The 26405-nt window shown below is 61.3% G+C and carries 26 protein-coding genes and 1 pseudogene; 16 read left to right on the forward strand and 11 right to left on the reverse strand.

What is annotated here, in order from left to right:
* Nucleotides 1-8: 8 nt before the first annotated feature.
* From BVK86_RS26435 to BVK86_RS26465, 8 genes and pseudogenes are all read left to right on the forward strand, one after another.
* Nucleotides 9-1454 (forward strand): aldehyde dehydrogenase family protein, encoded by a 1446-nt coding sequence (locus tag BVK86_RS26435; protein ID WP_075949182.1) that lies wholly within the window; start codon nucleotides 9-11, stop codon nucleotides 1452-1454.
* A gap of 5 nt (nucleotides 1455-1459) precedes the next feature.
* Nucleotides 1460-1624: pseudogene (locus BVK86_RS30245) on the forward strand (rubredoxin); the annotation flags it as partial.
* On the forward strand, nucleotides 1613-2869 hold the full coding sequence (locus BVK86_RS26440; RefSeq protein WP_231978001.1) for an FAD-dependent oxidoreductase: 1257 nt from the start codon (nucleotides 1613-1615) through the stop codon (nucleotides 2867-2869). The pseudogene BVK86_RS30245 and the gene BVK86_RS26440, both read left to right, overlap by 12 nt.
* 10 nt (nucleotides 2870-2879) lie before the next feature.
* On the forward strand, nucleotides 2880-4208 hold the full coding sequence (locus BVK86_RS26445; RefSeq protein WP_075949183.1) for an NAD(P)/FAD-dependent oxidoreductase: 1329 nt from the start codon (nucleotides 2880-2882) through the stop codon (nucleotides 4206-4208).
* Nucleotides 4205-4576: an ethanolamine utilization protein EutQ gene (locus tag BVK86_RS26450; RefSeq protein ID WP_075949184.1), complete on the forward strand. Its 372-nt coding sequence runs from the start codon at nucleotides 4205-4207 to the stop codon at nucleotides 4574-4576. The genes BVK86_RS26445 and BVK86_RS26450 overlap by 4 nt, the downstream gene beginning before the upstream one ends.
* 24 nt (nucleotides 4577-4600) lie before the next feature.
* Entirely contained in the window at nucleotides 4601-5848 is a 1248-nt protein-coding gene (locus tag BVK86_RS26455) for an MFS transporter (RefSeq protein WP_173668842.1), read from the forward strand.
* Nucleotides 5849-6076: 228 nt separating this feature from the next.
* Entirely contained in the window at nucleotides 6077-7741 is a 1665-nt protein-coding gene (locus BVK86_RS26460; RefSeq protein ID WP_075949185.1) for a BCCT family transporter, read from the forward strand.
* A 465-nt stretch (nucleotides 7742-8206) separates the two neighbouring features.
* On the forward strand, nucleotides 8207-8479 hold the full coding sequence (locus BVK86_RS26465; RefSeq protein WP_075949186.1) for a DUF2790 domain-containing protein: 273 nt from the start codon (nucleotides 8207-8209) through the stop codon (nucleotides 8477-8479).
* Nucleotides 8480-8515: 36 nt separating this feature from the next.
* Here BVK86_RS26465 and BVK86_RS26470 read toward each other — a convergent pair whose 3' ends face one another.
* Genes BVK86_RS26470 through BVK86_RS26490 form a run of 5 tightly spaced genes read right to left on the reverse strand, consistent with a single transcriptional unit; the run spans nucleotide 8516 to nucleotide 14596 of the window.
* Nucleotides 8516-9463 carry a LysR family transcriptional regulator gene (locus BVK86_RS26470; RefSeq protein ID WP_075949187.1) on the reverse strand — a complete coding sequence of 316 codons (948 nt, stop codon included), beginning with the start codon at nucleotides 9461-9463 and terminating at the stop codon, nucleotides 8516-8518.
* A 59-nt stretch (nucleotides 9464-9522) separates the two neighbouring features.
* Nucleotides 9523-10473: an aldo/keto reductase gene (locus BVK86_RS26475; RefSeq protein WP_075949188.1), complete on the reverse strand. Its 951-nt coding sequence runs from the start codon at nucleotides 10471-10473 to the stop codon at nucleotides 9523-9525.
* A gap of 31 nt (nucleotides 10474-10504) precedes the next feature.
* Nucleotides 10505-11959 carry an efflux transporter outer membrane subunit gene (locus BVK86_RS26480; RefSeq protein ID WP_075949189.1) on the reverse strand — a complete coding sequence of 485 codons (1455 nt, stop codon included), beginning with the start codon at nucleotides 11957-11959 and terminating at the stop codon, nucleotides 10505-10507.
* A gap of 19 nt (nucleotides 11960-11978) precedes the next feature.
* Nucleotides 11979-13478 carry a DHA2 family efflux MFS transporter permease subunit gene (locus tag BVK86_RS26485; RefSeq protein WP_075949190.1) on the reverse strand — a complete coding sequence of 500 codons (1500 nt, stop codon included), beginning with the start codon at nucleotides 13476-13478 and terminating at the stop codon, nucleotides 11979-11981.
* The gene (locus tag BVK86_RS26490; RefSeq protein WP_075949191.1) at nucleotides 13478-14596 is read right to left on the reverse strand and encodes an HlyD family secretion protein; all 1119 of its coding nucleotides are present in this window, start codon (nucleotides 14594-14596) and stop codon (nucleotides 13478-13480) included. Before BVK86_RS26490 ends, BVK86_RS26485 begins: the two co-directional genes overlap by 1 nt.
* 250 nt (nucleotides 14597-14846) lie before the next feature.
* On the opposite strand from BVK86_RS26490, the gene BVK86_RS26495 reads away from it, so the two are divergent.
* Together BVK86_RS26495 and mug are read left to right on the forward strand one after the other, a co-directional pair.
* A complete protein-coding gene (locus tag BVK86_RS26495) occupies nucleotides 14847-15473 on the forward strand; it encodes a TetR/AcrR family transcriptional regulator (RefSeq protein WP_075949192.1) in 627 nt (208 codons plus the stop codon).
* On the forward strand, nucleotides 15466-15972 hold the full coding sequence (mug, locus tag BVK86_RS26500; protein WP_075949193.1) for a G/U mismatch-specific DNA glycosylase: 507 nt from the start codon (nucleotides 15466-15468) through the stop codon (nucleotides 15970-15972). Before BVK86_RS26495 ends, mug begins: the two co-directional genes overlap by 8 nt.
* Nucleotides 15973-15977: 5 nt before the next feature.
* On the opposite strand, the gene BVK86_RS26505 is transcribed toward mug, so the two are convergent.
* The 6 genes from BVK86_RS26505 to BVK86_RS26530 all read right to left on the reverse strand — a co-directional run bounded on the left by BVK86_RS26505 (nucleotide 15978) and on the right by BVK86_RS26530 (nucleotide 21165).
* Entirely contained in the window at nucleotides 15978-16499 is a 522-nt protein-coding gene (locus BVK86_RS26505) for a cytochrome C (RefSeq protein ID WP_075949194.1), read from the reverse strand.
* A gap of 76 nt (nucleotides 16500-16575) precedes the next feature.
* On the reverse strand, nucleotides 16576-17097 hold the full coding sequence (locus tag BVK86_RS26510; protein ID WP_027620621.1) for a methylamine dehydrogenase light chain: 522 nt from the start codon (nucleotides 17095-17097) through the stop codon (nucleotides 16576-16578).
* An 18-nt stretch (nucleotides 17098-17115) separates the two neighbouring features.
* Nucleotides 17116-17736, reverse strand: coding sequence for a methylamine dehydrogenase accessory protein MauD (mauD, locus tag BVK86_RS26515; protein WP_075949195.1), 621 nt, complete (start codon nucleotides 17734-17736; stop codon nucleotides 17116-17118).
* Nucleotides 17737-17741: 5 nt separating this feature from the next.
* Nucleotides 17742-18281 (reverse strand): MauE/DoxX family redox-associated membrane protein, encoded by a 540-nt coding sequence (locus BVK86_RS26520; protein ID WP_075949196.1) that lies wholly within the window; start codon nucleotides 18279-18281, stop codon nucleotides 17742-17744.
* A 12-nt stretch (nucleotides 18282-18293) separates the two neighbouring features.
* The gene (locus BVK86_RS26525) at nucleotides 18294-19445 is read right to left on the reverse strand and encodes an amine dehydrogenase large subunit (RefSeq protein WP_075949197.1); all 1152 of its coding nucleotides are present in this window, start codon (nucleotides 19443-19445) and stop codon (nucleotides 18294-18296) included.
* A 238-nt stretch (nucleotides 19446-19683) separates the two neighbouring features.
* A complete protein-coding gene (locus BVK86_RS26530; protein ID WP_075949198.1) occupies nucleotides 19684-21165 on the reverse strand; it encodes a sensor histidine kinase in 1482 nt (493 codons plus the stop codon).
* Nucleotides 21166-21409: 244 nt separating this feature from the next.
* Between BVK86_RS26530 and BVK86_RS26535 the strand changes: the two genes are divergently transcribed.
* The 6 genes from BVK86_RS26535 to BVK86_RS26560 are packed head-to-tail and all read left to right on the forward strand — an operon-like array spanning nucleotide 21410 to nucleotide 26398.
* Nucleotides 21410-22573 carry an acyl-CoA dehydrogenase family protein gene (locus BVK86_RS26535; RefSeq protein WP_075949199.1) on the forward strand — a complete coding sequence of 388 codons (1164 nt, stop codon included), beginning with the start codon at nucleotides 21410-21412 and terminating at the stop codon, nucleotides 22571-22573.
* 30 nt (nucleotides 22574-22603) lie between these two features.
* Nucleotides 22604-22975 (forward strand): hypothetical protein, encoded by a 372-nt coding sequence (locus BVK86_RS26540; protein ID WP_046040355.1) that lies wholly within the window; start codon nucleotides 22604-22606, stop codon nucleotides 22973-22975.
* Between the two features lie 3 nt (nucleotides 22976-22978).
* Nucleotides 22979-23449: a nuclear transport factor 2 family protein gene (locus BVK86_RS26545; RefSeq protein WP_075949200.1), complete on the forward strand. Its 471-nt coding sequence runs from the start codon at nucleotides 22979-22981 to the stop codon at nucleotides 23447-23449.
* On the forward strand, nucleotides 23446-24594 hold the full coding sequence (locus tag BVK86_RS26550; RefSeq protein WP_075949201.1) for an amidase: 1149 nt from the start codon (nucleotides 23446-23448) through the stop codon (nucleotides 24592-24594). Before BVK86_RS26545 ends, BVK86_RS26550 begins: the two co-directional genes overlap by 4 nt.
* 23 nt (nucleotides 24595-24617) lie before the next feature.
* Nucleotides 24618-25901, forward strand: a complete 1284-nt coding sequence (locus BVK86_RS26555; protein WP_075949202.1) for an aromatic ring-hydroxylating oxygenase subunit alpha — start codon at nucleotides 24618-24620, stop codon at nucleotides 25899-25901.
* Nucleotides 25898-26398 carry an aromatic-ring-hydroxylating dioxygenase subunit beta gene (locus BVK86_RS26560; RefSeq protein WP_075949203.1) on the forward strand — a complete coding sequence of 167 codons (501 nt, stop codon included), beginning with the start codon at nucleotides 25898-25900 and terminating at the stop codon, nucleotides 26396-26398. Before BVK86_RS26555 ends, BVK86_RS26560 begins: the two co-directional genes overlap by 4 nt.
* Nucleotides 26399-26405 lie beyond the last annotated feature (7 nt).

A 26405-nucleotide genomic window follows, 5' to 3' on the forward strand; every position in this document is an offset into this window, starting at 1 on the left:
GCGCTGCCATGTATCCGATAGCCTCTCACTGGCTTAACTACATCGACGGGCAATGGAGCGATAGCAGCCAGCGCCTGACGGTGAACAACCCCGGCACTGCCGAACCGGTCGCGACCATCGCCCAGGCCACCGTGGCCGATGCCGAGCGTGCGTTGCTGGCAGCTCGTCGTTGTGCCGACAGCGGCTTGTTGACTCGCGCCCGTCCGGCGCAGCGCGTCACCTGGTTGCTGCGCATTGCCGAGGAGATTCGCGCCGTGGCGGATGAGGGCGCCTGGGTGCTGTGCCAGGAAAACGGCAAGCGCCTGAGCGACGCCAGGGACGAGTTCATCGAGGCGGCGCGCTACTTCGAGTATTACGCCGGCATGGCGGACAAGATCGAGGGCACTTCGATTCCGCTGGGCAACGGTTACATGGACTTCACCCTGTACGACCCGATGGGCGTTTCGGCGCAGATCGTGCCGTGGAACTTCCCGGTGTCGATCTGCGCCCGTTCGCTGGCACCGGCACTGGCGGCGGGTAACGCGGTCGTGATCAAGTCCCCCGAGCTTTCGCCGTTGGGCATGTGCGTGCTGATCCGCGCCATTGCCAACGCCGGCTTGCCCGATGGCGCGGTCAACCTGATTTGTGGGCGAGGTCGTGAAGTCGGTTCGTATCTGGTCAGCCATCGTGCCGTCGACCAGATCGTGTTCACCGGTTCCGTGCCGACGGGCCAGTCGATTCTGCGTGATGCCGCGCAGCATGCGATTCCGAGCGTGATGGAATTGGGTGGTAAATCGGCTGCAATTGCCTTCGCCGATGCCGATCGGGAGCAACTGCTCGCCAGCGTCCAGTCAGGGATTTTCTTCAATGCCGGCCAGGTCTGTTCGGCGATGTCGCGCCTGCTGGTGCAGCGCGAGATTTATGAAGACGTGGTCGAGGCCGTGGTCGCCATGGCCGAAGGGCTGAGTGTCGGGTTGGGTCAGGACAATGCCGACCTCACCCCCGTCGTCAGCGCCGGGCAACTGACGGGCATTGAAGCCTTGTGCCGACGGGCGATCGAAGAGGGCGCCGTGGCAGTTACCGGTGGCGAGGCTTTCGCCGACCGTGCCGGGCACTTTATGCGTCCGACGGTGTTCCGCGACGTGACCGCCGACATGTGCATCGCCCAGGAAGAAGTGTTCGGGCCGGTGCTGGCGATCATGCCATTCGACACCGAAGAACAAGCCATTGCGATTGCCAACGGCACCGAGTTTGGCCTGGTGGCCGGAGTGTTCACTCAGGACATCAGTCGCGCCATGCGCTGCACGCGCCGCCTGAAATCCGGCCAGGTGTTCGTCAACGAATGGTATGCCGGCGGCATCGAAACGCCGTTTGGCGGTGTCGGGTTGTCGGGCTTCGGTCGGGAGAAGGGCCAGGAAGCCTTGTACAGCTACGTGCGCACCAAGAACGTAGCGATCCGGATTGCTGGGGAGTGAACACCATGTTCAAGACGTGGCTTTGCATCGTTTGCGGCCTGATTTACGACGAGGCACTGGGCTGGCCCGAGGATGGCATTCTCGCCGGCACGCGCTGGGAGGATGTTCCCGAGGATTGGGTCTGCCCCGAATGCCACGTCGGCAAGGCAGATTTCGAGATGCTCGATATCAGTGAGTACACGCAGGCAGTGACGGCCGTCAGCGTGCCCGTCAGTACGCCACCGCTCGCGGTGGCGGCACCTGCGGTTGCTGCGTCGCCACGCCAGCCGATCGTCATCATCGGCAGTGGTTATGCCGGTTACGGTCTGGCTCAGGCGTTGCGTAAGGCAGATCCCAAGGTCGAGATCCGTGTGCTGACGCGAGAGTCCGGCCACCTGTATTCGAAACCCGCGTTGTCGATCGGGCTGTCCCAGGGCAAAAGCGCCGAGGCGTTGTCCGGCGAATCGCCGCTGGCAATCGAGCAGCGTTTGAACATCCGCGTGTATCCACACTGCAAGGTGTTGGGCATCGACAGCGCGGCGCGGCGCCTGCGTACCAGCTTCGGTGAAATGGAATACGGCCAGTTGGTGCTTGCCAGCGGCGCGCAGCCGATTCGCTTGCCGATTGAGGGCGATAGTTCGGCGCTGATCAGCGTCAATAACCTGCAGGATTACCACGGGTTCCGTGAACGTCTGACCGGTGTGCGACGCGTGGCGATCCTTGGGGATGGCCTGATTGGTTGCGAGTTTGCCAATGATCTGGCCCATAACGGTTACAGCGTGGATGTCATTGGTCTGGGGCGCTGGCCGATGGAACGGCTGTTGCCGGTCGAAGCCGGGCAGGTGCTACAAAGCGCCTTGAGTGAATTGGGGGTGACGTGGCATTTGCAGAACACCTTGCAAGCCATCGACGCCACTGCTCAGGGCTATCAACTGAAACTTGCCAACGGCCAAACCCTCGAGACTGATCTGGTGTTGTCCGCCGTCGGCCTGCGTCCCGACCTGAGCCTGGCGGAGACTGCCGGATTGGCGGTCGGGCGGGGCATTCAGGTGAATGCCCAACTGCAAACCTCTGCGCCGGGCATTTACGCCTTGGGCGATTGCATCGAGATCAATGGACAGCTGCTGCCGTATCTGGCACCGATCAATCAGGGCATTCAGGCGCTGAGCAAAACCTTGCTTGGGCAGCCCACGGCGGTTGACTACCCGTTGATGCCGGTGACGGTGAAGACGCCGGCCGCGCCGCTGTGTCTGTTGGCGCCGGCCATCGCCAGCGAAGGTGAGTGGCGCTGCACGCCGACAGACGATGGCTTGAGTGCCGGGTTCTACGACACCACGGGCCAGCTCAATGGTTTTGTCCTGCTCGGTCGTCAAGCGCAAACGCAACGCAGCGCATTGCTGCAGTCCTGTCAGCATTCCCAGCAGGCGGTAGCCTGAGGCTCGAATCATGAAAAACACGATCAATCTGCCATTCGACGACTCGAGCTGCGGCTGGTACGCCGCGCTGCCCGAGCAACCGTCCTGCCAACGCCTGTCCGGTGAGCAGCGTGCAGACTACGCGGTGATTGGCGCGGGTTTCGCCGGCCTCGCCGCTGCCCGTCGCCTGGCCGAGCATCATCCGCAGGCTCGTATCCTGTTGGTGGACGCGCAACGGGTCGCCCATGGCGCCTCGGGGCGCAACTCCGGTTTTGTGATTGACCTGCCGCACAAGTTCGCACTGGAGCATCCGGACCCTGCGCACAAACAGCGTTTGCTGTCGCTCAACCGCGCCGCGATCTCGCAGTTGCAAGGGCTGGTACAACGTCACGGCATCGATTGCCAGTGGTCCCATGCCGGCAAATACCAAGGCGCGGTCGGGGCGCGTGGCCTGGCTTACCTGGATCACTTCGAGCGGCTGATGAGCGACCTCGGTGAGCCGTTCCGCCGGGCTGACCCCGCTGAGCTGGCCAAGGTCCTGGGCACCGATCATTACAGCGGCGCGATCTACACGCCCGGCTGCTATTTGATGCAACCGGCGGCGCTGGTCACGGGCCTCGCGCGTTCGTTACCGGGTAACGTCGAATTGCTCGAGGAGTCACCCATTCAGCGTCTGGAGCGTGACGGCCGTGGCGGCTGGATTCTGCACGGCACGGCGGGGCTGATCCGCACCCCGCAACTGTTGTTGGGCACCAGCATCTTCACCCAGGAGTTTGGTTATCTGCGCAATCGCCTGCTGCCGGTCATGACCTTCGCCAGCTGGACCCGGCCGTTGACCGATGCCGAGCTGACCACCTATGGCGGCCAACTGGACTGGGGACTGACCCCGGCGGACCACGCCGGCACGACTGTGCGCATGACTCAGGATCGCCGGCTGATCATCCGCAACACCTACAAACACGTGCCCAAGTACGGTCGCAGCACCAGCGATGGCATGCGTTCGAAAGTGCGTGATTCGCACCGCAAGGCTTTCCTCGCGCGCTTTCCGCAGTTGGCCGACGTGCCTTTCAGCCATACGTGGGGCGGCGTTTATGCGATCTCGCGCAACTTCACCAATTTCTTTGGCGAGTTGGAGCCGGGCGTTCATGCGTCAGCGTGCGACAACGGCGTTGGTGCAGCCTGGGGCACCATTTCCGGGACGATGCTCGCTGATCTCGCTGTCGGTGCCGACTCGGCGCAGCTCAACGATATCCGCGCCGTGACCGGCATGCCGTCGCTCAACCCGCCGGAACCGTTCCTGGGCCTGGGTGTTCGCTCGCGTATTCATCTGGCGGCCTGGAACAGCCGGAGTGAGCTATGAGCCATCCCGCCAAAGGCAAAAGCCCGGTGCGACGCATCGACCATCAGGACCTGGACTTCACCTTCCGTGGCGGGCCCCCCGGCGCCGCGTACGTGGCGCGGGCACTCAGCAACGAAGTCTCGCCGAACATCGGCGTGGGTTTCGCCCGCTGGGAAGGCGCGCAAGTCGCCTGGACGGTGCTGTACGACGAAGTGATTTTCGTGATCGAGGGTTGCTTCGAATTGCGCGTCGGTGACGAGCTTTTTGAAGTCACCCCCGGGCAGTTGCTGTGGATTCCCGAAGGCACCGAACTGGTGTATGGCGGGCATGCGTTGTTCGGGTACGTCGTTCACCCCGGCAACTGGAAGCAACTTCACGGCTTGGCTTGAAGCGCAATGATCGGGGATCGCACGGTGATAAGACTGACAAAAACCTTCGGTGCGCTTTATCTGGCCAGCCTGTTGATGCAGTTGGGCTCGACCTTGCTGATGACCTATCTGGCACTGCGCCTGAATGCGATGGGGTCGAGTGAAACGGCAGGGGGGGCGTTGATGGCCGCCAATGCCTTGGGGATGGTGCTGGGTGGCTGGGTCGGGCGCAGCCTGATCGCACAGGTCGGGCATATTCGAACCTATGCAGCCTGTGCCGGACTGATTGCGGCAGCGGTGTTGGCGCATGAGTTCAGCACGTCCCTGCCTTTCTGGCTGGTGCTGCGGGGGCTGGTCGGGCTGGCGATGATGTGCCAGTTGATGGTGCTGGAAAGCTGGCTCAACGATCAGGCCCGGACCGAGCAGCGCGGTAGCGTGCTGGCGCTGTACATGGTCGCCAGCTACGTCGGGATGATGCTCGGTCAGTTGGCCTTGAGTCTCGACGAGGGGTTGGGAATCCGTGCGTTGCTGGGGGTAGCGATGGTGTTTGCGCTGTGTTCGGTGCCGGTGGCGCTCACTCGCAGCGCCCATCCGACGGCGGTGCCCGCGGCATCGATCGACCTGCGGTTGTTCCTGCGGCGCATTCCGCAGTCCCTGGTGACGATTCTCGTGTCAGGCATGATCAACGGCAGCTTTTACGGGCTGGCCGCGATCTACGCCAGCAAACAGGGACTGGAAACAGCACAGGTCGGCCAGTTCATGGCACTGACCATCGGTGCAGGCCTGCTGGCGCAGTTGCCATTGGGCTGGCTCTCGGATCGTTTGCCGCGTGCCAGTCTGATCCGCGCGGTGGCGGTCTTGCTGGTGCTCATCAGCCTGCCGCTGGCCTTCAATCAAACGCCTGCATTCGTGACCCTGCTGTGGTTCGGCTCGGCGATCGGCTTCCTGCAGTTTTGTCTGTACCCGTTGGGCGTGGCGTTGGCCAACGACAACATGGAGCCGCACTTGCGCGTTTCGCTGTCGGGCATGTTGTTGATCACTTTTGGTGTCGGTGCCTGCATTGGCCCGCTGATTGCGGGTGTGCTGATGGAGTTCTTCGGCACCTCAAGCTTCTACTTTTTCTATGCCGGCAGTGCCGCGTTGCTCGCGCTGTGCGTGGGCCAGGCGAAAGTCACAGGCAAGCACCTGCAAAAGGATGCGCCGCTGCATCACCCGGTGACGCCAAACGGGATTGCCAGCTCTAACCTGGTGTCGGTGGGTGACCCCGTGGGTGAGTGCATCGACAGGCGATAAATAGAGGAGGGCGAACCGGATTTATTGATGCGTTTTTCTCATGAGTCGGTGATTAAATATGGTTTGAACGATGGTCAGGTTTCAATCATCTTGGCGATGCTGCCAAAACCGAGTTAGACCGGAATTAATCCGAAGATATACGGCCCTCTGATGTCATTCGATATCAACGGGTAAGTAGCTTGCGGAATACTCTCTAAAACCCTTAAACAAAAACAAAAGGGGAAAACAATGCGTGCGCAATCAGGCATGTTAAAAGGCTTGAACCCGAATGTGACGGTCGCTTCGATATTAGCGGTGATCTCATTTGTTCTGTTTTGTGCATTTAAAGATGAGCAGGCAGCCAAGGCCTTTGAAATGGCTTCGGTATTTATCCTGCATAACTTTAAATGGTATTACATCGCCCTGATCAGTGGCGTACTCGGTTTGCTGCTGTATATCTCCATCAGCCGTTTCGGCAATCTCAAACTCGGCACTGAGCACGATCGGCCCGAGTTCAGTTTCGCTTCATGGATCGCCATGCTATTCAGTGCGGGAATGGGCATCGGCCTGATCTTCTGGTCCGTTGCCGAGCCCATGCTGCACTACGCCGATAACCCGTTCTCAAAGGGTCTGACGGACGAGTCGGCCAGCATCGCGATGCGCATCACGCTGTTCCACTGGGGCCTGCACCCGTGGGCGATCTTCTCCATGATCGGTTTGAGCCTGGCGTATTTCGCTTACCGTAAAGGACTGCCACTGGCCCTGCGTTCGCTGCTGTATCCGCTGATTGGCGACCGCATCTACGGCTGGATCGGCCATGTAGTCGATATCATGGGTGTGGTGATTACAGCCTTTGGTGTTTCACAGTCCCTTGGCCTGGGTGTTGCGCAGATTAATACCGGGCTGCATCAAGTGTTCGGCATTCCGGTCAGTATCGGATTGCAGTTATCCATCATTCTGGTTGTCAGTATTATTGCCTGTATTTCGCTACTTGCCGGGTTGTCCAAAGGTATGAAGCGGATCTCCACGCTTAATATGTACCTGTCATTTATTTTGATGTTGGCGGTACTGGCCATCGGTCCAACGCGTTACATCCTTAACTTGATGTTTGAATCCACCGGTGACTATGTACAAAACATCGTTGGCCTCAGTTTCTGGATGGACACCCAGAAAGACACCGAATGGCAAAACTGGTGGACGGCGTTCTACTGGCCGTGGTGGATGACCTGGGGGCCTTTTGTCGGCCTGTTCATTGCGCGGATTTCCAAAGGCCGGACCATCCGGGAACTGGTGATCGGGGCATTGGTAGTACCGACCATGGTGACCATTTTGTGGATGTCGGTGTTCGGTGGCGCTGCCCTGAAAAACGAACAGCAGGATCGCCAGGCTTATCAGGCATCGGTTGCCAGCCAGGTAGTGGGTCAGGAACAACCGAAGTTCGAAGGCGGCACGGTGCTGCTTGCCACCAAGAAAGAAACCACGGCGGCGATGTTCACGCTGGTTCAGTCGCTTGATGGCCCTACGGTTGGCGCCATCCTCTCGATTCTGGTGTGCGTATTGCTGGGTGTGCACTTTGTTACCACGGCAGATGCCGGCACCCAGGTGTTGTGCACCTTGTGTGCCCTGGGCAGCACCAATCCGCCCAACTGGATCCGGTTGCTGTGGTGCATTCTGGAAGGCGCAATTGCGGCGGGCCTGCTGCTCGCCGGTGGACTCAAGGCCATTCAGATGGCAAGCATTGCCGCCGGATTGCCGATCGCGATGTTGCTGCTGGTGATGTCGTACACCTTGATTCACAGCTTGCGCAAAGAGATGCCGAGTGTGCCGGCTTGGACGCCAGCGGTGGATGTTTTGCCGGACATTGAGCACCGTGCATCGGTACGTGTGGGCTCATTGGCTGCTGCGCAGGTTTAATGATCTGGTGTACATATCCGTTTCTGCGGTAATGGCGACTGAGGGTTCCGCCCTTACGGCGGGTCACTTTGGGGCCCCAAAGTAACCAAAGGGCTTGGCCCCTGACGTAAGGCCCTTCGCTTAGGCTCAGGGTACCCTCGCTCCGGTCCTGCTCCGTGGGCCCGCCACCATCGGCCATCCATGGCCGGGGGCGGCTAACCCGGCATCCTTGCCGGGTTGCCCACTGCGCAGAACCTCCACTCGGCCTTCCGACGGGGCAGATCAAAATCAAAAACCAAGGCGAGGCGGCCTGATAGCCGACCTGACCTCCGGTGAACGCATTCCCTCTCATTTCGTTAACAGTGTTTGTCCGGCGCTGCGCTGTTTGGTGCCGGGGTAAACCCCTAGCATCGTCTCTACGGAATGAGCCCACGCCATGGGTTCACAACGTACAAGCAAGCCCACTTGAACGAGACGGAGAACTTCATGAACATCTCAAAAATCGCGATTTTCCTGGCGCTCAGTTGCATCGGTGCGCAGGCCTTTGCCGAAGAAAGCCACGCCAACGTGTCCAGAGACCAGGCACCGGTAGAGACGTACACCTACGGTTCGAAACTGGATGTCAAAAAAGTCATTTCCGTGACTGATGTTGCACCAGAGTGCGGCCCGGTGCCGGCGCAAATGACTTATGAAGACTCCCAGGGGCAGCGCCACGTCATGCAGTATCAGGTCATGGGCAGCGGCTGTTCGAACGGTTGAGTATTGCGATGACGATGGAGGGTCGACACTCCAGCCTTAGAGGTGCCTGATTTTTTTTGATGAGCAGGCAATTTTGTCGTCGCTCGCCAGCAACCCGGGCAGGTAGTCCTTTAGAAACTCCACCCAGGTTTTTATTTTTGCATCGACGAATTTTCGTGAAGGGTAGATCGCAAACAGGTTCAATTCTTCAAAATGGTACTCCGGCAGCACCCGCACCAATGTGCCTGTCTTCAGGCCGGCCACGGCAGACGCAATAGGCTGAATGCCGATCCCCATGCCACGGGTGATGGCGACGGTCATGGCGTCGGCGGTGTTGACGTGAAACGGCGAGACCGGCGTGTTGACGGTCTCCACGCCTTGCGGCCCTTCAAATACCCAATGCTCGGCCGGCATGACCGTGTTGACGATCCTCAAACAATCATGTGCCCCCAAAGAACCCGGCGTGTCGGGCATTCCGCGCTTCTTCAGATACTCGGGCGAGGCGCAGAGAATGCTGTAGGTGATGCCCAGCCGCTGTGCGACAAAGCCTGAGTCGGGTAGGTCCCGCGCCAGCACGATCGACATGTCATAGCCTTCCTCCAGCAAGTCTGGCAGCCGGTTGGTCAGGGTCAAATCGAACAATACCGAGGGATGGGCCTCGCGGTATTTAGCGATGGCGTCGATCACGTAATGATTGCCGATGGCCGACATCGCATGAATCTTCAAACGGCCCACGGGCGTGATCTGTGCCGTGCCGGCTTCTTCCTCAGCTTCACGCAGCTCTTCCAGAATTTTCTCGCAACGTTGCAAATAACGTGTGCCAGCCTCGGTCAACGCCAGGCGCCGCGTCGTACGGTTGATCAGGCGGGTTTGCAGGCGGGCCTCCAGGCTGGAGACCGCTTTGGAAACGTTGGTCGTGGTGGTGTCCAGCAACTGGGCCGCGGCGGTAAAGCTGCCGCTTTGTGCAACCGCCGAAAAAAACCGCATGGTCTGGAAAACATCCATCGTTTCACCTCAAGTGATAAGCGATAAAAGGGACGGTCGCTGCCGTCCCTTGTGGTGCACTACTGTTGTCGCGGGATGAATCCGGGCACTCCCGTCTCTACCACCGAGTTGAAGCGTATCCGCGTTGTGATCTCTTCGCGAATTTCAAGCATGGCCCGGTGCGGCAGGGTAGCGATATCGAAGTTTTCCCGGATATGGCTCAGCGTTGCTGATGTGGTGAGGAACGCTACACCCCGCTGTACCGCCCAGGCCAGCAAGACTTGGGCCGGGGTCCGCTGCAAATGCCGGGCGATCCCCGTAATCACTTCGTCTTCCAGCACGTTCGGCTCCATGCCGTGCCCGAGCGGGGCAAAGGCGAGGACGACGATGCCCTGCTGCTTGCAGAACTCAAGCAGCTCCCATTCCGGCAGGTAAGGGTGGGATTCAACTTGCACCACGGCGGGTTTGATCCGCGCCACGGCCACGATCTCTTTCAGCGCTTCGAGGGTGATATCGGACAAACCGATGGACTTGCAGCGCCCCTCATCCACCAGTTGCTCAAGGGCACGCCAGGTGTCAATCAGCGTCACGTCACCGTCGTAAAGGACGTGGCCGAAAGCGTCTCGTGGGTCTTGGTCGTCGCCTGCCTTGAAGGCGAAAGGCGTATGGATCAGGTAGCAATCGATGTAGTCCACCTGGAGCCGACGGCAACTGGCTTCGAACGCCGGCAATACGCGCTCGGGTCGATGGTTGGTGTTCCACAGTTTGGTGGTAATGAACAAGTCTTCGCGCCGCGCCTTGCCCGCATCCATGAACGCTTTGAAGGCAACACCGACCCTTTCTTCGTTGCGGTAACGCTCGGCGCAATCGAAATGGCGGAATCCGGTTTCCAGCGCATGGGTGATCGCCTCGGTGGTGACGCTCAGGTCCTTGAACAGGGTGCCGAAGCCGACGGCGGGCATTTTCCCTGTGCCGTGATTCAGCGCAAATGTTGTATCGCGAAGTTCATCGTGAAAGGCTTCGTAGGACATGTCATTACTCCAAATATCGAGGCCGCGGCCTCTACTGATACGAACGTTGTGGGGCTTCGCGGCTGGCAACCCGTTGCTCGAAGACGCCAATGGAATTGCCGCCGAGGGCGACAAACAGCTGCACGGTGTCGAGGTACTGCGCGGTCTTCACGCGGATATGGCCCAGCAGCGACTGTTGGTAGGCGCGCTCGGCTTCCAGCACCTGGAGGATGCTGTTCTCGCCTTGGGCATAGGCTTGCTGGTTCAACCGCAGGCTGGTTTCGGCCGCTTGCAGGGCGTCTTCCTGGGCGAGGAATTCTTCCGCGTCATGGTTGATTGCTTGAAGCGTGTCCGCGACCTGGCCGAACGAACTGATGACGGTCTGCTGATAGCCGGCGAGCGTCGCGTTGTAGCCTTCGACGGCTGCCTGCTGCTCAGCCTTGAGGGTTCCGCCGGTGAAGATCGGTGCCGTCAGGCCTGCGGCAAAACCCCAGAGCGCCGCACCGCCATTGCCTGAAGCAGCCTGGGCCAACGATGCGGACAAGGTCACCCGAGGATAGAGATTGGCGGTTGCCACGCCGACGGCGGCGCTGGCGATGTGCAGCTCCGCCTCGGCCTGGCGCACGTCCGGCCGATCGTGGGCCAATTCCGAGGGCAGGCTGACCGGCACGTTCGACGGCAAGGCGAACTCGTCGAGGTGGAAGTCCGGCGCGATCCAGTCCGCCGGGCCTTTGCCCGTCAGGATCGACAGCGCATGGCGGGCCGCATCACGTTGCTGGGCCAATGGCGGCAGCAGTGTGCGGTCCTGGGCAAGCCGCGTCTCGGCCAGCGAAACATCAATCTGCGTGGTCGCGCCGTTGATCAGCGCCGCGCGTACCAGTTCGAGGTTCTTGGTGTCGTTGACCAGCAGTTTCTCCACGGCCTGGATTTGCGCGTTGGCCGATGCGATCAACAACGACTGGCTGGCAACCTCGCCGGTCAGGGTCAGGTACGCCGCTTCGTAGCGATGCGTTTGCAGATCGGTGAACGCTTGTTGCTGTTCGACCAGCCGCTTGTTGCCACCGAACACATCCAGGTCGAAGCCGACCCGTGGCCCGATCGCATAGAAGTTGGAGATCGAAGGCTCCTTGGCGTTGTGCACCCGTTGACGACCCGCCATCGCGCCGAAGTCGACTTGCGGGTACAACGCGCCTTGCGCCGCCGCCACGGATTGAGACGCCTGGCGAATGGTTGCATCGGCAGCGACCAGCTCAAGGTTGCCGTCGATGGCCCGGCGCACGACCTGGTCGAGCTTGGGCGAGCGGAAGGCGGACCACCATTGCCCGCTGACTTTCTGGCCAAGCGCGATACGCTGCTGGCCGCCGAGATGTTGTTCGGCCTGTTGATCGTAATGCTGCGACGGGCTCGCTTCAGGTGTTTTGAAGTCAGGGCCGACAGTGCAGGCCGAGAGAAAAACCAGCGCCGACAATGCCGTGAGTTTCGGTTGGAATAGATGACTGGATTTCATTGGGCACACTCCACGAGAACTAGTTGGCCGCAGCAGGTTTGCGAAGAAAGAGAATCAGCGGGCTGACCACCAGCATCGCCACCATCAAGATTTTGAACTGGTCGACAACGGCGATGAACGCTGCCTGGTGGGTGATCAGGTGGCTGAGCCCTTCAAGTGTCGGCAGCGGCAGCGATGCTGTGCCGAAATGCGCGGCGGCGCTGTAGGGCGTCACGTTGTTGCCAAGCGCCAGGTGCATCGCCTGCGTATTGTTGAAGAAGAAAATCTGCACGATCGCCACGCCAATGGTGCTGCCGTACACCCGCGAAAGATTGAACAGGCCGGTGCCTTCCGGGCGCAGCGCAGGGTCGAGCGTGCTGAACGCAACCTTGGTCAGCGACGGCATTAACATGCCAATGCCGACCCCCTGGATCGCGCCGGTCACCGCAACCGGCGACCAGTCCATCAACGGCGAATAGCCGAGCATCAACCAGTTGGCATAAATCACCGCGCCCGCGCCTGCCGCCACGAACCACCGACGGTCGAAACGCTCGGGCACACGCCCCATCAGCAGGAACGCGCCAACCAGCCCGATACCGCGTGGAATAGTCAGGGCACCGGTGGTGTCAGGCGGGTAGCCGAGGATTTCATCGAGCATCGGCGACGTCAGGGCCATGGTCGACAACAGCACGAAACCGACGGCGAAAAAGATGATCGTCGACAGCACGAAATTGCGATCGCGGAACAGGCTCTTGTTGAGGAAATGCGCCTGTTTGGTCAGCACATGCATCAGGAACAAGTACAAACCCAGTCCACCGGCCAGCGCCTCGATCCAGATTTCCGGCGAGTCGAACCAGTCCATGCGTTCGCCACGGTCGAGCAGCATTTGCAGGCTGATCAACGCCAGCGTGAAGGTGCCAAAACCAAAGAAGTCGAACGCCGGCGCCTTCGCGGCTTTCTTCTCGGTGAGCAACAGCGCTACGACCAGGAAAATGTACGTCGACAACGGCAGGCTGACGAAGAAGATCGGGCGCCAGTCGTAATGCTCGGCGATCCAGCCTCCGATGCTCGGGCCGCTGACGATGCCCATGAGCACGATTGCAGTCCAGGTCGCGCCGAACTTCATGCGCTTCTCGGGCGCCAACGTCTCCATGGCAATCGCCATCGACAGGGGCGCCAGCACACCGCTCGCCAAGCCTTGAATAATGCGCGCGCCGATGAATTCCAGCGGCGTGCTGGAAACCGTGGCCAGCAGCAGGCCGAGGACGAAGAACGCGAGCGCAGCTTGATACACCCGCTTCAAGCCAAAACGGGCGGCCAGCCACTGGGCAATCGGCATGGTGATGGCGCTTGCCGCCAGGTACGCGGTGAATATCCAGCCCGCCTGATCGTCGGTCATCGACAGGCTGCCTTGAATCAGCCGCAATACCGCATTGGGCAACGGCAGGTTCGCCGACTGCATGTAAGTCGCGAGCAGAACGGCCAACCTGAGCGAGCGCGCACTGCTTGCATTCGGGGTTGTATCTGCAGGGGCGTTCATTAGAGGTTACCTGCCGTCAGCAGCGATTTGAGCGGATGCCACCATGGTGTGCTGTAACCGGTGTCGACCTTGACCGTGGCGCTGGTGCCCGAAAACAGTGGCAGGGCAGGGTCGACGTCATCCAGTTCGAGGCGAACCGGTACCCGCTGAACCACTTTGACCCAGTTGCCCGTGGCGTTTTCCGGCGGCAGCAGGGCGAAGTCCGACCCGGCGCCGGGGCTCATGCTGGTGACGTGGGCCTTGAACACGCGATCCGGGTAGGTGTCGATGCGGATGGTCGCTTCCTGGCCGGGGCGCATGTGCGTGACCTGGGTTTCGCGGAAGTTGGCTTCGACCCAGATCTCGTGGTCGGAAATCAGCGCAAAGGCCGGTGCGCCGTTATTGAGGTAATTGCCCACCTGCAAGTCATCGACTTTGGCGACGATGCCGTCGGCGGGGGCATAAACCGTGGCGTACGCGAGGTAGAGCTGCGCTTCGTCCAGCTGCGCCTTGGCCTCGCGAACGCTGGGATGGCTATCGATATCGATGCTCGGGTTGCCGTTCAAGGCGACGACGGTGCTGGCGATCTGTTGCTCTATTGACGCGATGCGCTGCCGTGCCACCTTCAGGTCGGTTTCCGAGCGCTCATAAAGGGAGCGGGAGACGAATTCGGTCGCCATCAGCGCTTTCTTGCGCGCAAATTCCTTCTCGTCGAAGCCCGCCGACGCTTTCGCCGCTTGCAGTTCCGCCTGTTGCTGGCGATAGCTGGCCTTGAGGCCGTCGATGCGCAAGCGCGCGACGCTCAGTTGCGCTTCGGCACGATTGGTCGCGATCTGCAATGGCTTGGGGTCGATGCGAAACAGCACCTGACCCTTGGTCACCTTCTGATTGTCTTCAACGGCGATTTCTACAACCTGCCCGGAAATCCGCGCGTTGATCGAAGCCTTGGCCACGCGAGCGTAGGCGTTGTCGGTAGTGACGAAGGGTACGCCGGCAACGTAGTGGGCGTAGCCAACGGCGGCGAAGAGGGCGGGCAGGCCGACCATCAGCCATGGCCGCAGTTTTTCCTTCAAGGGTTTCTTGATGGGCGATTGGGCCGCGAAGGCCTGGGAAGCCGGGATCTCGATTTGTTTAGTCATGATCGAATGCACCTTTAACCGGGAATTCGGGCCAGGAGTCATCGCCAGGCGCCGACGTGAATAAATGCTGTTGGAAAGCAAACGCGCAGGCGGTTGGGAGGATCGCTCCGTCGCCTCTGTTTCGTCGTTGCAACACCCGGTTCGAGCTTCGCGTGAACAAACATGGATCAAGGAATTTGTGGTTCCTTATTTTTGTGCGATGGTGTAAAAATATCCCCACATTCACCTCCCTGCAAGGGTTTTGTACGACATGGCACAAAATAAACTGACAGAGGGTAAAGGCCGTGGCCGGCCCCGCGCGTATGACCCGCAGACGGCGCTGCAACAGGCACTCGGTGTTTTCTGGAGCACCGGCTATTCCGGCGCGTCCCTGGACAGCATCGCCTCGGCGGCGGGGATGAATCGCCCGAGCCTCTACGCGGCCTTCGGTGACAAGCATTCGCTGTACATCAAGGCGCTGGAGCAGTACTGGGAAGTGGCCTCTGCCGACATGCAGGCCGCGCTGACGGACCCCGGCTTGACCTTGCGCGAGGCGCTGATGCGGTTCTACGAGGGGCAGTTGTCGATCTACTTTTCCGGCGAAGGCCAGCCTCGGGGCTGCTTCGCCATCGGCACGGCGACCACCGAAGCGGTCGAAGACCCGGAAATTCGCGCCCTGCTGTCGGACCGGCTCAGCCGTCTCGATGCCGACCTGGAAGTGCGTCTGCGCACGGCCATCGAATCCGGCGAACTGAAAAGTGATGTCGACGCGGCGGCGTTGGCGGTGCTGGCGTCATCGCTGCTGCACAGCATTTCGATTCGGGCGCGGGCGGGTAAGTCCCGGGCCGAGTTGAGTGAACTTGCGCGCAATGCGGTGAGCGTGATCTGCGGTGAGTGAGGGGCTCGAAGACATACTGGCCGAGCAGCTGACGGTGGTGTTTTGCGGGATCAACCCCGGCATGATCGCCGCCGCTCAAGGCCACCATTTCGCTGGTCGCGGCAATCGCTTCTGGCGCACGCTGCATCTGGCCGGATTTACTCCGGAGGAGGTGCGCCCGGAAAACGACCGGACGATTGTGCAGTATCAGTGCGGCCTGACCGCGGTGGTCGAGCGACCGACGGCGCGGGCGGATCAACTCTCAAAGCAGGAATTCATCGCCGCGGCGGCGAACTTCGAGCAGAAGATCGCCCGCTACGCACCGCGCTATGTGGCGTTTCTCGGCAAAGCGGCGTACTCGGCGCTGTCCGCTCAACGCAATGTGGGGTGGGGGCTTCAGTCCGGGACATTCGGCAACGCCGCGGTGTGGGTCTTGCCCAATCCCAGTGGACGAAACCTGGCGTTCAGCCTTGAGCAATTGATCGATGCGTATCGGCAACTCAGGCTGATCGCGTTCTAGCCGACTCAGTCATTCATCCCGTCATCTATCGCGATGCCTTGCGCACGCATGGCCTTGATCAGGTCGCCGCGGGTGCCAGGCAGGTTGAGCATGGTCCTGGCCCGCAAAGTCGCGACTTCATCAGCGCTGTAGGGCTGGTAATTCGCCGGAACGCTCTTGCCGGCCATGCCATCTTCGCGCATCAGCCAGTTGAGCAGATCCGCCAGTTGCGCGTTGTTCAGCGCCGACTGCGACATGCCCGGCACGCGCACCAGAAATTCGCGGCCACCGGGGACTTTCAGGAAGTTGCCGACAAAGCCTTTCATCCGTGGTGTGTCGTTGGCCGCGGAACCGCTGCCGTCGCCCAGATGGCAACCGGCGCATTGCAATTGATAGTTCACGCCGACGCTGTAGTTGGCTTCGGCGATGGGCTTTTGCGCCTCTTCGTTGCCCGGTGCGTGGCGCTGGTTGGGATTGGGAATGGCCCGGGCGTGGACCTGCGGGGTGATCAGAAGGCCGGCCAGGCTGAGGATTAACAAGTGACGCATGACAATCCCTTTTTGTTGTGGGTGCGATCTTCAAAAAAACCGCCGATTGCAAAGGCAACCGGCGGTAAAGCGCGTGTCAGACCGCCACGCCACGGATGATCGATACGGTGCAGTGGTAGATGTGCGACTTGGCGGCCAGGCACCAGTTCACGTCATTGTTGTTGAACGGGCGGTAGGCCGGCTCTTCACTGTCGTTGCGAGTGCAGGCGCACTGGGCGCAGCTTTGCTTACCGCAGCAGTCGTTGTACGAAATGATGTAGTCCTTGCCATCAGCCGGATTGCGGCAGGTGCCGATCCAGGTGACTTGCGAGGCTTCGGTGCCCGGTGGGCAGGACGTCACCGACCCACCGCAGCAGCTGCACAAAAAACCGTCGATGGAGCAGTAGCGCCAGTAGTCGCAGCTGTTCGGATCGCCGGGATCACCGGCCTTCGGGTCAGTGGCGGCCAGCGCCTTGCTGGTGCGATCCAGTGGCAGCAGCAGGGGCAAGGCGGCACCGGCCACCATCAGCGAGCCCATGCGCGACAGCAGTTTGCGGCGCGAAGTAGTGTCGGCAACACGGCGCGTCGAGCGCTCGAACAACAGATCCAGCAGTTTCATGAGGGTCTCCCTGCCTTATCAGTGGCTATGGCCGTGGCTGTGGTCATGGTCGTGGGGCTGCGCGTTGAGGTACTGCTGCAGCGTGGCGTGTTTCAAGTGCTCGACTTCGAACAGGCTGTCCAGGTGTTCGCGGGAGTTGACCAGGCCTTTGGCGCGCAGGGTTCCGGACTTGTCGATCAGCGCGGCGTACGGCAGCTTGCCGATCTGGTAGGTCATGCCGACTTCCGGGCCGACCACGTAGGTGGCGTCTTCCAGTTTGTGCTCGCGGATCAGCGCTTGCTGGGCGTCCATGTCGCCATCGCTGACGAACACTACGTCGAGCGTACCGGCCTGTTCTTTAGCGATGGATTTGATCGCCGGCAGCAAGGATTTGCAGATCGGGCAGGTGGGCGAGAGGAAGAACAGCAGTTGCGATTTTTCACCGGCATAGCCGAAGTTCACCGGACGACCCTTACGGTCAGCGGCTGTGATCTGCGGGGCGGCTTCATTGACGGCCACGCCTTTGTCGACCATCAGTGCGCCGGCCGGGGCCAGGCGACCGTGCAGCACGCCGATCTGACGGACCAGGCCCATGACGACGAACGCCACGGCCACCAGCAGCACCCAGAGCAATACGTTGGAAACGATCAAGCCTTCCATTTTGATTACCTACCAATCAATTTGAGCAGAAGAGGGGAGTTCGCCATCAGCCCTGCGGCCGCAGCGTAGATGAGCAGCGTGACCGCGGCGGCAGCCACGATGACGAAGCCATCGAACATCGTCATGTCACGCACCACCGGCGCCACGCTGGCCAGCAGCGCCAGCGCGACCAGCACGCTGTTGCGCAGCAGCAGGACCGGACGCAGCGGTTGCGCCTGGTCTGGCCCGGCACAGCCGCAGTCGATGTCACGACGACCGCGCCACAGGTTGATGCCAATGGCGGCGGCGTACAGCGTCAGCAGGCTGGCCGCACTCAACGCCGCCCAGCCCCGGCTGAGCGGAACCAGCAGCGCAAAAGCGATGGCCAGTTCCAGCAGCGGGATCAACCGCGTACCCGAACGCACCAGCGCCGCGGGCAGTAGTTGGTAGTCCGCCAGCTGTTTGGCGAAGCGTGCCGGCGCCCGTACCTTGTGGGTGGCGGCACTGGCCAGCAGCGCCGAAATGGCGAGCGCGCTGGCAATGATGAAGATCGGATCTGATTGCATGGCCGAACCTCGTTAGTAGCTCATGACCTGAGTCGCGGTTTTGGCGACCTTGGCCATGCTGCCGGTGTGCTTGTTGGTCTTGAGGTCGAAGATCTGCAAGCCACCTTCAACATCGGTGCCCAGCAACAGCGGTTTGTCGTCGCCGGTTGCCTGCATGCTCCACACCGGAGCCGGGGCTTCCAGGGTGGCGATTTTCTTCATGGTCTTGAGGTCGTAGGCCCAGATGAAGGTGCTCGGGTCTTCCCACTTCATCGGTTCGTGGGCGTCGTGCATCAACACGTACAGGCGGTTCAGCTTTGGCGCGACGGCCATCAACTGCCAGCCACCCGGTGCCCAGCCGGCTTTCTTTTCCTCGTCGGTGGTCAGCGACCAGCTCGGCAGGATTTTTGCCGTGTCACCGGAGAAATCCACGGCGCGCACGGTGCCGGTGGTGGTCGTGAAGTAGTAGGTGTCGCCGACGTTGACCGCGCGTTCCACCAGTTTCTCGGCGTTCGGGTCGAAGAACGGCGTGCGGTTGCGCGCGGTTTCCTGGCCCTGATCGTTGAGGGTCACCACTTGCAGGCTGCCGTCGCCGCACAGCGAGGCGAAACGGCGTTTGCCGACCGGGTAGTTGAGCACACAGCCAGGGATCGCGACTTCGCTGGCGACAGCTTTGGCCTGGGTATCGACCACCGTCACCGAGGTCGACGGGGTGAAGTTGTAGACGTAGACGAATCGGTCATCGCCGCTGGTCTTCAGGCCATAGCGCTGGGTCAGTGACTCGGCGCGCTTGTTCGGAATCAACACCTCCCAGGCCGGCGACAGGGTCGAGGTGTCCCATGCGGTCAGCACGTCGGTTCGGGTACCGCGGGTGCCACGGGAATACCAGATGTCCGCAGCGTAGATCAGCTTGCCGTCATGGCTCAGGGCCGAAGGCGCGGCGAAACCGGTCGGCACCATGCCCAGCACGCGTTTCTGATCCGGGTCGACCACGGTGATACGGCCGGCGACGAAGCTTTCGAACTCGACATCGACGACGAACGCGCGGTGCGGTTCAGCGGGGAAGGCCAGGGTGGTCTGGCCGATGCCGGTGTCGGCCGGCAGGTCCGCACGGGCACTGTTCAAACCGAGTACAAGCAGGCTCAGGCCTAGCGCTGACTGTACGGAGATCCTGTTTGTTCGCATAAGGGGAACTTCCTGAATTGTTGGTAACGCGGATCGCGGGTGAGTGGGCAGATTCTGACGATTGAATAGTGCCTCGCCCGGCAATCGGGGGAATTGCCCTGCCTGCCAAGTGTTTGTGTCTCTGTGCCAGTGATGGCCAAAGATCAAAAAATCGTCCGAACGCGGCCCGAGCCTTCGGCAGCTCCTACAGGGACGCGCGGTCTATGTAGGAGCTGCCGCAGGCTGCGATCTTTTGCTTTTAGAGGGCGGAAGCGAGAGGAAGGGAGAAGCTGAAAACAGCGCCACAAGGCTCCTGGTTCTGTGCCCAGATGTCGCCGCGATGACGGCCGATGATGTTCTTGCACAGCGCCAGGCCGATGCCGTTGCCGCTGACCTTGGACGAGAAGAAACCGTCGAACAGCTTCTCCTGCGCCTGGGCCTGGATGCCGCGCCCGCTGTCTTCGATACGCACCAGCGCCACGCCGTTGTCGGTGCTGGCATGGATGCGCAACAAGCGTCGCTCAATGGGCAAGTCCGCCATTTCTTCGATCGCGTTGAACGCCAGATTGAGGATCACCTGGCCGATCAGCACCTTCTCGCAACTCACCCGCAACGGCTCGGGCGAGGTCACGATTTCGACACGCACCAGACTCGGATCGGCGCGCAAGCTGATGAAGTAGCGGGTTTCGCGCAGCAGCTCATTGAGGTCCACCAGTTCTTCGGACTGCTCAAGCTTGACCACGTAATCGCGCACGCTCTTGATGATGACCGAGGCGTGCTCGATTTGCCGCACGGCATTCTGCAAACCCCAGGCGACGGCTTGATCGGTGTCGCCGGCGTTGCCCAGGCGAATCACCGTGCCTTCAATGAAATTACGGGTCGCCGCCAGCGGTTGACTCAACTCGTGGGCGATGGCCACGGCCATTTCACCCATGGCGTTGTAGCGCGCCAGGTATTCGAGCTTCTGTTCGCTGACCCGTCGCGCCTCTTCGGCCTGCACCTGCTCGGTGACATCGCGAAACAGTAGCAGATGGCCGACCAGGTCGTCCTCAATCTCGATGTAGCGGCAGGTTGCGTCATGCCAGCGCCACTCGCCGTCGCGTCGCTGCACTTTGTAATGAACGCTGAACGGCGCGTGTTCCGGCGATTCATTGGCGAGCTGTTGCAGAAGACGCTGGCGTGAAGCGTCGTCGCACCAGGCAAGAAAGTTCTTGCCCATCAACTGGCGCACTTCGCTGGCGAGCAAGTGTGCGCCGGAGTCGCTGATAAAGCGGATATCGCCCTCCGGGCCCAGCACTGCGACACCTTCGGCCAAATCCTGCATGAACGCCTTGAGCCGGCTTTCGAAGCGTTTGAGGTCGCGCTTGACCTTGTCTTCTTTAGAGATGTCGCGGAATTGCACCATCAACACATCGCGGCCCTCCAGGTGCACCAACGTCGCCACGGCCTCGGAAAGAATCTCCACCCCTTGCTTGGAGCGATAGCACCACTCGATGGCGCGCTGTCCGGTGCGCGCGGCACCTTCCAGCCAACGCAAACCCACTGAACGTCGATATTTCGGTGCGTCGCGGGTCATGTCCGGGGCTTTGAGTGGCGTCAGTTCCTCCAGGGTAAAGCCCAACGCCGCCAGGGCAGCGGCGTTGGCCCAGAGGATTTCCTTGGTGTGCGCATCGTGAAGAATGATGCACAGCGGCATGGCTTCAATCAGCGCATAGAAGTCGTTCGGTTTTGGCAAATACATCGCACAGCCCTTGGCGGCAGAGGGTTCCGACCGGTGGAGCCGGAAGTATGGCTTTTTATACCTGCTCGCGCATGGGGATGCGCTCAGAGGTATGGGGTGTCGGCCTAGGGGTTTTCTTTAGTCCGGGGGCTGCACGCACCAATAGTGGCGCCGGGACGCGGTTTTTACACTGGACCGCAATGCAAGGGCATCCACACTCCGGTAGGGAGCTGCCCACTAACAATAATCAAAACGGAGAATGCCCATGCTGCGTTCAGCGGTTGCGCAACAAGACGCATCGATCGGCGTTGACGAAAATGTCGTCGACAGCCAGGCCTTCGCGCAGGTCCTGGACGAAGTGCGCCGGCGCCGCGACGAATTCGACGCCGGCTCCCATGTGCCACGCGACATGATCGAGCGCTTCAAACACGTGGGCATCTACCGTGCGGCCACGCCGAAATGCTTCGGTGGTGACGCCCTGGCACCGCACCTGTTCCTGCAAATGATCGAACGCATCTCCGAAGCCGACGGCTCGGCGGGCTGGGTGGCCAGTTTCGGCAGTGCCGGTGTTTACCTCGCCGCTTTGCCACGGGAAACCCTGGCTGAGCTCTACGCCGAAAGCCCGGACCTGGTGTTCGCTGGCGGCCTGTTCCCGCTGCAACCGGCGGAGGCTTTAGAAGGCGGCTATCAAGTCAACGGCACCTGGAAATTCGCCAGCGGTTGCAAGGGCGCGGACCTGCTCGGTGTCGGCATCGGCGCCGCAGGCGGTAAGCCACGCACCGCCGTGTTCCGTCCGGAGCAAGTAGAGATCGTCGAAAACTGGGACGTGGTCGGCCTCAAAGGCACCGGCAGCCATGACCTGCGCGTGAACGACAAACGCGTCGACGAGCGCTGGACCTTCATCCGCGGCGGTGCCTCGACCATCGACGAACCGTTGTTCCGCTACCCGTCGATTGCCTACGCCGCGCAGGTGTTGGCAGTGGTCAACCTCGGCCTGGCTCGCGCGGCACTCGATGAAATCAGCCGCATGGCTGGCGGTTCAGGCATCACCGGTGCGCCGAAACTGTCCGATCGCGCTTACGTGCGCATCGAAATCGCCAAGGCCGAAGCCAAGCTCGCTGCGGCCCGTGGGTTCTTCTACAACGCCACCGAGCAGGTGTGGAACTCGATCATCGCAGGCAACCCGGTCACCCCGGAGCAAACCAGCTTGCTGCGTCTGTCCGCCATTCACGTGTCCCAGGCCGGTGCCGAGGTGGTGCAAAGCGCTTACAGCCTGGCGGGGACCACCGCCATTTACCTGCGCCATCCGCTGCAGCGTTACCTGCGCGACTCGATGGTGGTGACCCAGCACGCGTTCCTCAGTGAAGGCCTGTATGACGGCGCCGGCTCGGTGTTCCTCGGCGTGCCGCCGTTCCCGGGCTACATCTGAATTCTCATTACTTTTTCAAGGATCAACAGCATGTCCCAAGCTACCCAGGAACCATTGCGCGTCGTCTTTTGCATCGGCATCACTCAGAACTTTTTCGACCTGCCCACCGGCGAAGGCCTGAGCGTGTGGAAAGGCTTCAGCCAGATGATGGGCGACCTCGGTGCGATGCCCGGCATCACCGTACTCGGCGCCATGGACGACGACCGCTTGATGGTCGGCCCGTCGACCACTTCGCCGTGGACGGTGTACATCATGGCCGACGTCGACTGCCACCAGTCGGTGATCGACGCCTGCAACCTGTTCCGCACCACGCCGGTCGGCCAATACAGCCTGTGGCGCTACGCCAAGATCGAAGCGCGCATCGGTCGCCCGTTGACCATCCCTGATGCGGCCAAGGTGTAAGCCATGAACGAGGCCTTGCTGCAGCGTCTGGCGACGCTCGAAGGGGAAAGTGCCGTGCGCCGCTTGATGGCGCGCTACATGGACCTTTGCGATGTGCCGCGGGCGGTGATTCATCTGAGTCAGTTGGCGCAGTTGTTCACCGAGGATGCGATCTGGGAAGGCCTCGGCACCCAGACCGCACAGACCTTCGGCCAACACCGTGGGCGTGAGGCGGTGGCGGCGTTTGTCGGCGGTTATCTGCCGCCGTCCGACCACTTCACGCTGAACCTGCATTACCTCACCAGCGAGTCGATCGTGGTCGCCGGCAGCGGGGCCCAGGGGCAGTGGATCATGCAGCAGATTTCCACCTATGCCGATGGCCGCAACGAATTGTTCGGCACCCGCCTGAACATCGATTTTCGTTGTGTCGACGGCGTCTGGCTGATCGCGCATTTCCGCACGCAACGGCTGTTCAACACGGAGCTGAAGGCATGAGTACTTTCATCAGCGAATTTCTGCTCGGTGGCAGCGGTAAACGCGTGGCCATCAAGGATTCCATCGACATCGCCGGCCATCCGACCCGTTCGGGCAGCCGTGCCTTTGCAGAGGCGCCCGCCGCCAGCAAAAACGCCGAAGTGGTCGACGCGATCCTCGACGCTGGCTGGCAGATCGTTGGCAAGACCAATCTGCATGAACTGGCCTTCGGCGTCACCGGGATCAACGACTGGACCGGCACGCCAGTTAACCCGCAAGCCCCGGATCGCGTGCCGGGCGGTTCCTCCAGCGGTTCGGCATCCGCCGTCGCCGCAGGCCTGGCGGACATTGCCATCGGCACCGATACCGGTGGTTCGGTGCGGGTGCCGGCCGCGTGCTGTGGCGTGGCCGGGCTAAAGCCGACTTACGGTCGTGTCAGCCGTGTCGGCGCGCATCCACTGGCATCGAGCCTCGATTGCGTGGGGCCGTTCGCCAGGTCCATGGATGACCTCATCGCGGCGATGCAGGTGATCTGCCCGGGCTTTACCGCTCAAGGCTTGCCAGGCGAAGGCGTCAGGGTCGGTTTCCTCGACGTGGCCTGCGACCCGCACCTGCAAGCCAGCCTGGTTGCCGCCGCCGACCGTGCCGGCTGGCATCGCAGCCACCTGCACCTGAGCGAATTCGAAGCGGCATTCGCTGCCGGCCTGACCGTGATCAATTTTGAAAACTGGGCGGCCTTCGGTCATCTGACTGGCAAGGGCCTGATCGGCGCTGATGTGGAAACACGCCTGCTGGCGGCCAGCCGCACCACCCGCGAAGAACTGGCACAGGCCGAAGCCGTGCGCACCGCGTTCACCCACCAAGTGGACGCGGTGCTCGAAGACTTCGCCGTATTGCTGCTGCCGACGCTGCCGACCTTGCCGCCAACCCTCAGCGAAGCCCGCGCCGGCAGCAAAGCCGTGGCCGGCATGACCCCGCTGGTGCGGCCGTTCAACCTCAGCGGCCACCCGGCCCTGACCGTACCGGTGGAACTCGATTGCGGCGGGCTGAAAGTCGGCCTGCAAATCGTCGGTCGCAAGGGTCAGGACGAACAAGTCTGCGCCTTCGGTGCGCAGCTGCAACAAAGCATGGCCGGTGAACGCGCCGGCGCTAAAAACAAATCATAAAAAGAAGCCATGAGGAGAACCGCATGAGCACTCATGAATATCAGCTGATCGCGACGTCGAAAAGCCCTGAAGAGCTGGTCCGGCATGACCGCGTCGACGTCTCGCTGTACAACGACCCGGCGCTGTTCGAAGCCGAGTTCGAGAAGATTTTCTACCGCACCTGGGTGTGGGTTGCCCACGAAAGCGAAGTGCGCAACAGCGGCGACTTCAAGACCGCCACCATAGGCCGTCGTCCGGTGATCGTGGTGCGCGACAAGAAGAACACCATCAACGTGCTGGAAAACCGTTGCCGTCACCGTGGCGCCACCGTGTGCGAGAAGCACAAGGGCAACGCTACCGGTTTCACCTGCCCGTACCACAGCTGGTCCTATGGCCTGGACGGCAAGTTGCGGGCGCTGCCGTATCCGGACGGCTACGAAGGCATTCTGGAAAAGTCGGAACTGCCGCTGACCAGCCTGCGCGTGGAAAGCTACGCCGGCATGGTCTTCGCCAGCTACAACGACGAGATCGAACCGCTGGAAGACTTCCTCGGCGGCGCCAAGCACTGGATGGACCTGTTCATGAAGCAGGGCGCCGGTTACCCGATCAAGACCCAGGGCGAACACAAGTTCAGCTTCAAGGGCAACTGGAAGATCCAGCTGGAAAACACCACCGACGGTTATCACTTCCCGATCGTGCACAAGTCCTTCATGTCGTCGGTGGATGAAGAAACCTCGGAAATGCTCTCGTTCATGACCGACGAACAAGCCGTGACCCACTCGCTGGGCAACGGCCACAGTGTGATGGTCATGGTGCCGGAGCACGTCGATCTCGATCACGACGACGGTACCGAACAGTTGCAAGAGCGCTTCGCCCACGTCACCGAAGAACTGTCGAAAACCCTGCCGGCCGATCAGGTCCGTCGCATCGTGCGCTCGCTGCACGGCGCCGGTTTCAACCTGAACCTGTTCCCCAACGTGGCGATGTCGATGTCGTTCTTCCGCGTACTGCGTCCGGTGTCGGTCACCGAAACCGAGATCCGCCACGTCGCCCTGGGCATGGACGGCGGCCCGGAAATCGCCAACCGCGAACGCATGCGTATTCACGAACATTTCCAGGGCCCGTTCGGTTTCGGCAGCCCTGACGACGCCGAAGCCTGGGACCGCGTGCAGCGTGGTTCGTACGCCGGTGTCGACGCGCCGATCCTGGTCAACCGCGGCCTGAACCGCGAAATCACTGCCGAAAACGGCGACAAAGTCAGCCACGCCACCGATGAAGGCGGCATGCGCGGTGCCTACGACATGTGGAAAAGGATGATGAGCCAATGAGCAATCACGACACCCTGAACGGTTTTTCCGGCCCGTTGGCCCAAGCCATCGAGTTCATCTGGCGCGAAGCCGAACTGCTCGACCACAAGCACTACGCCGAATGGGCAACCTTGTGGAGCGAAAGCGGCAAGTACATCGTGCCGATCGACCCGGACACCGAAGATTTCGAAGCGACCCTCAACTACGCCTACGACGACGCGCGCATGCGTGACCTGCGCATCGAACGCCTGACTGCCGGTTACTCGCCGTCCGCCGTGGACGCGGCGAAAACCATCCGCATGGTTTCGCGTTTCCGTCTGGTGGAAGCGGCTGGGGACATCGTCGAAGTGGACTCCGCGCAGTTGCTGTACGCCTACAAGCGCGGCGTGCACACACCGTTCGTGGCCGACCTCAATCACCGCATTCGTTTCACCGATGGCGTACCGTCGCTGGAGCGCAAAGTGGTGCGGTTGATCAATTCCACCGACAGCCTGAGCGCGCTCGGCTTCCTTTTGTGAGGGCAAC

It is taken from the genome of Pseudomonas reinekei (assembly GCF_001945365.1).
GTDB classification, from domain to species: Bacteria; Pseudomonadota; Gammaproteobacteria; order Pseudomonadales; family Pseudomonadaceae; genus Aquipseudomonas; species Aquipseudomonas reinekei.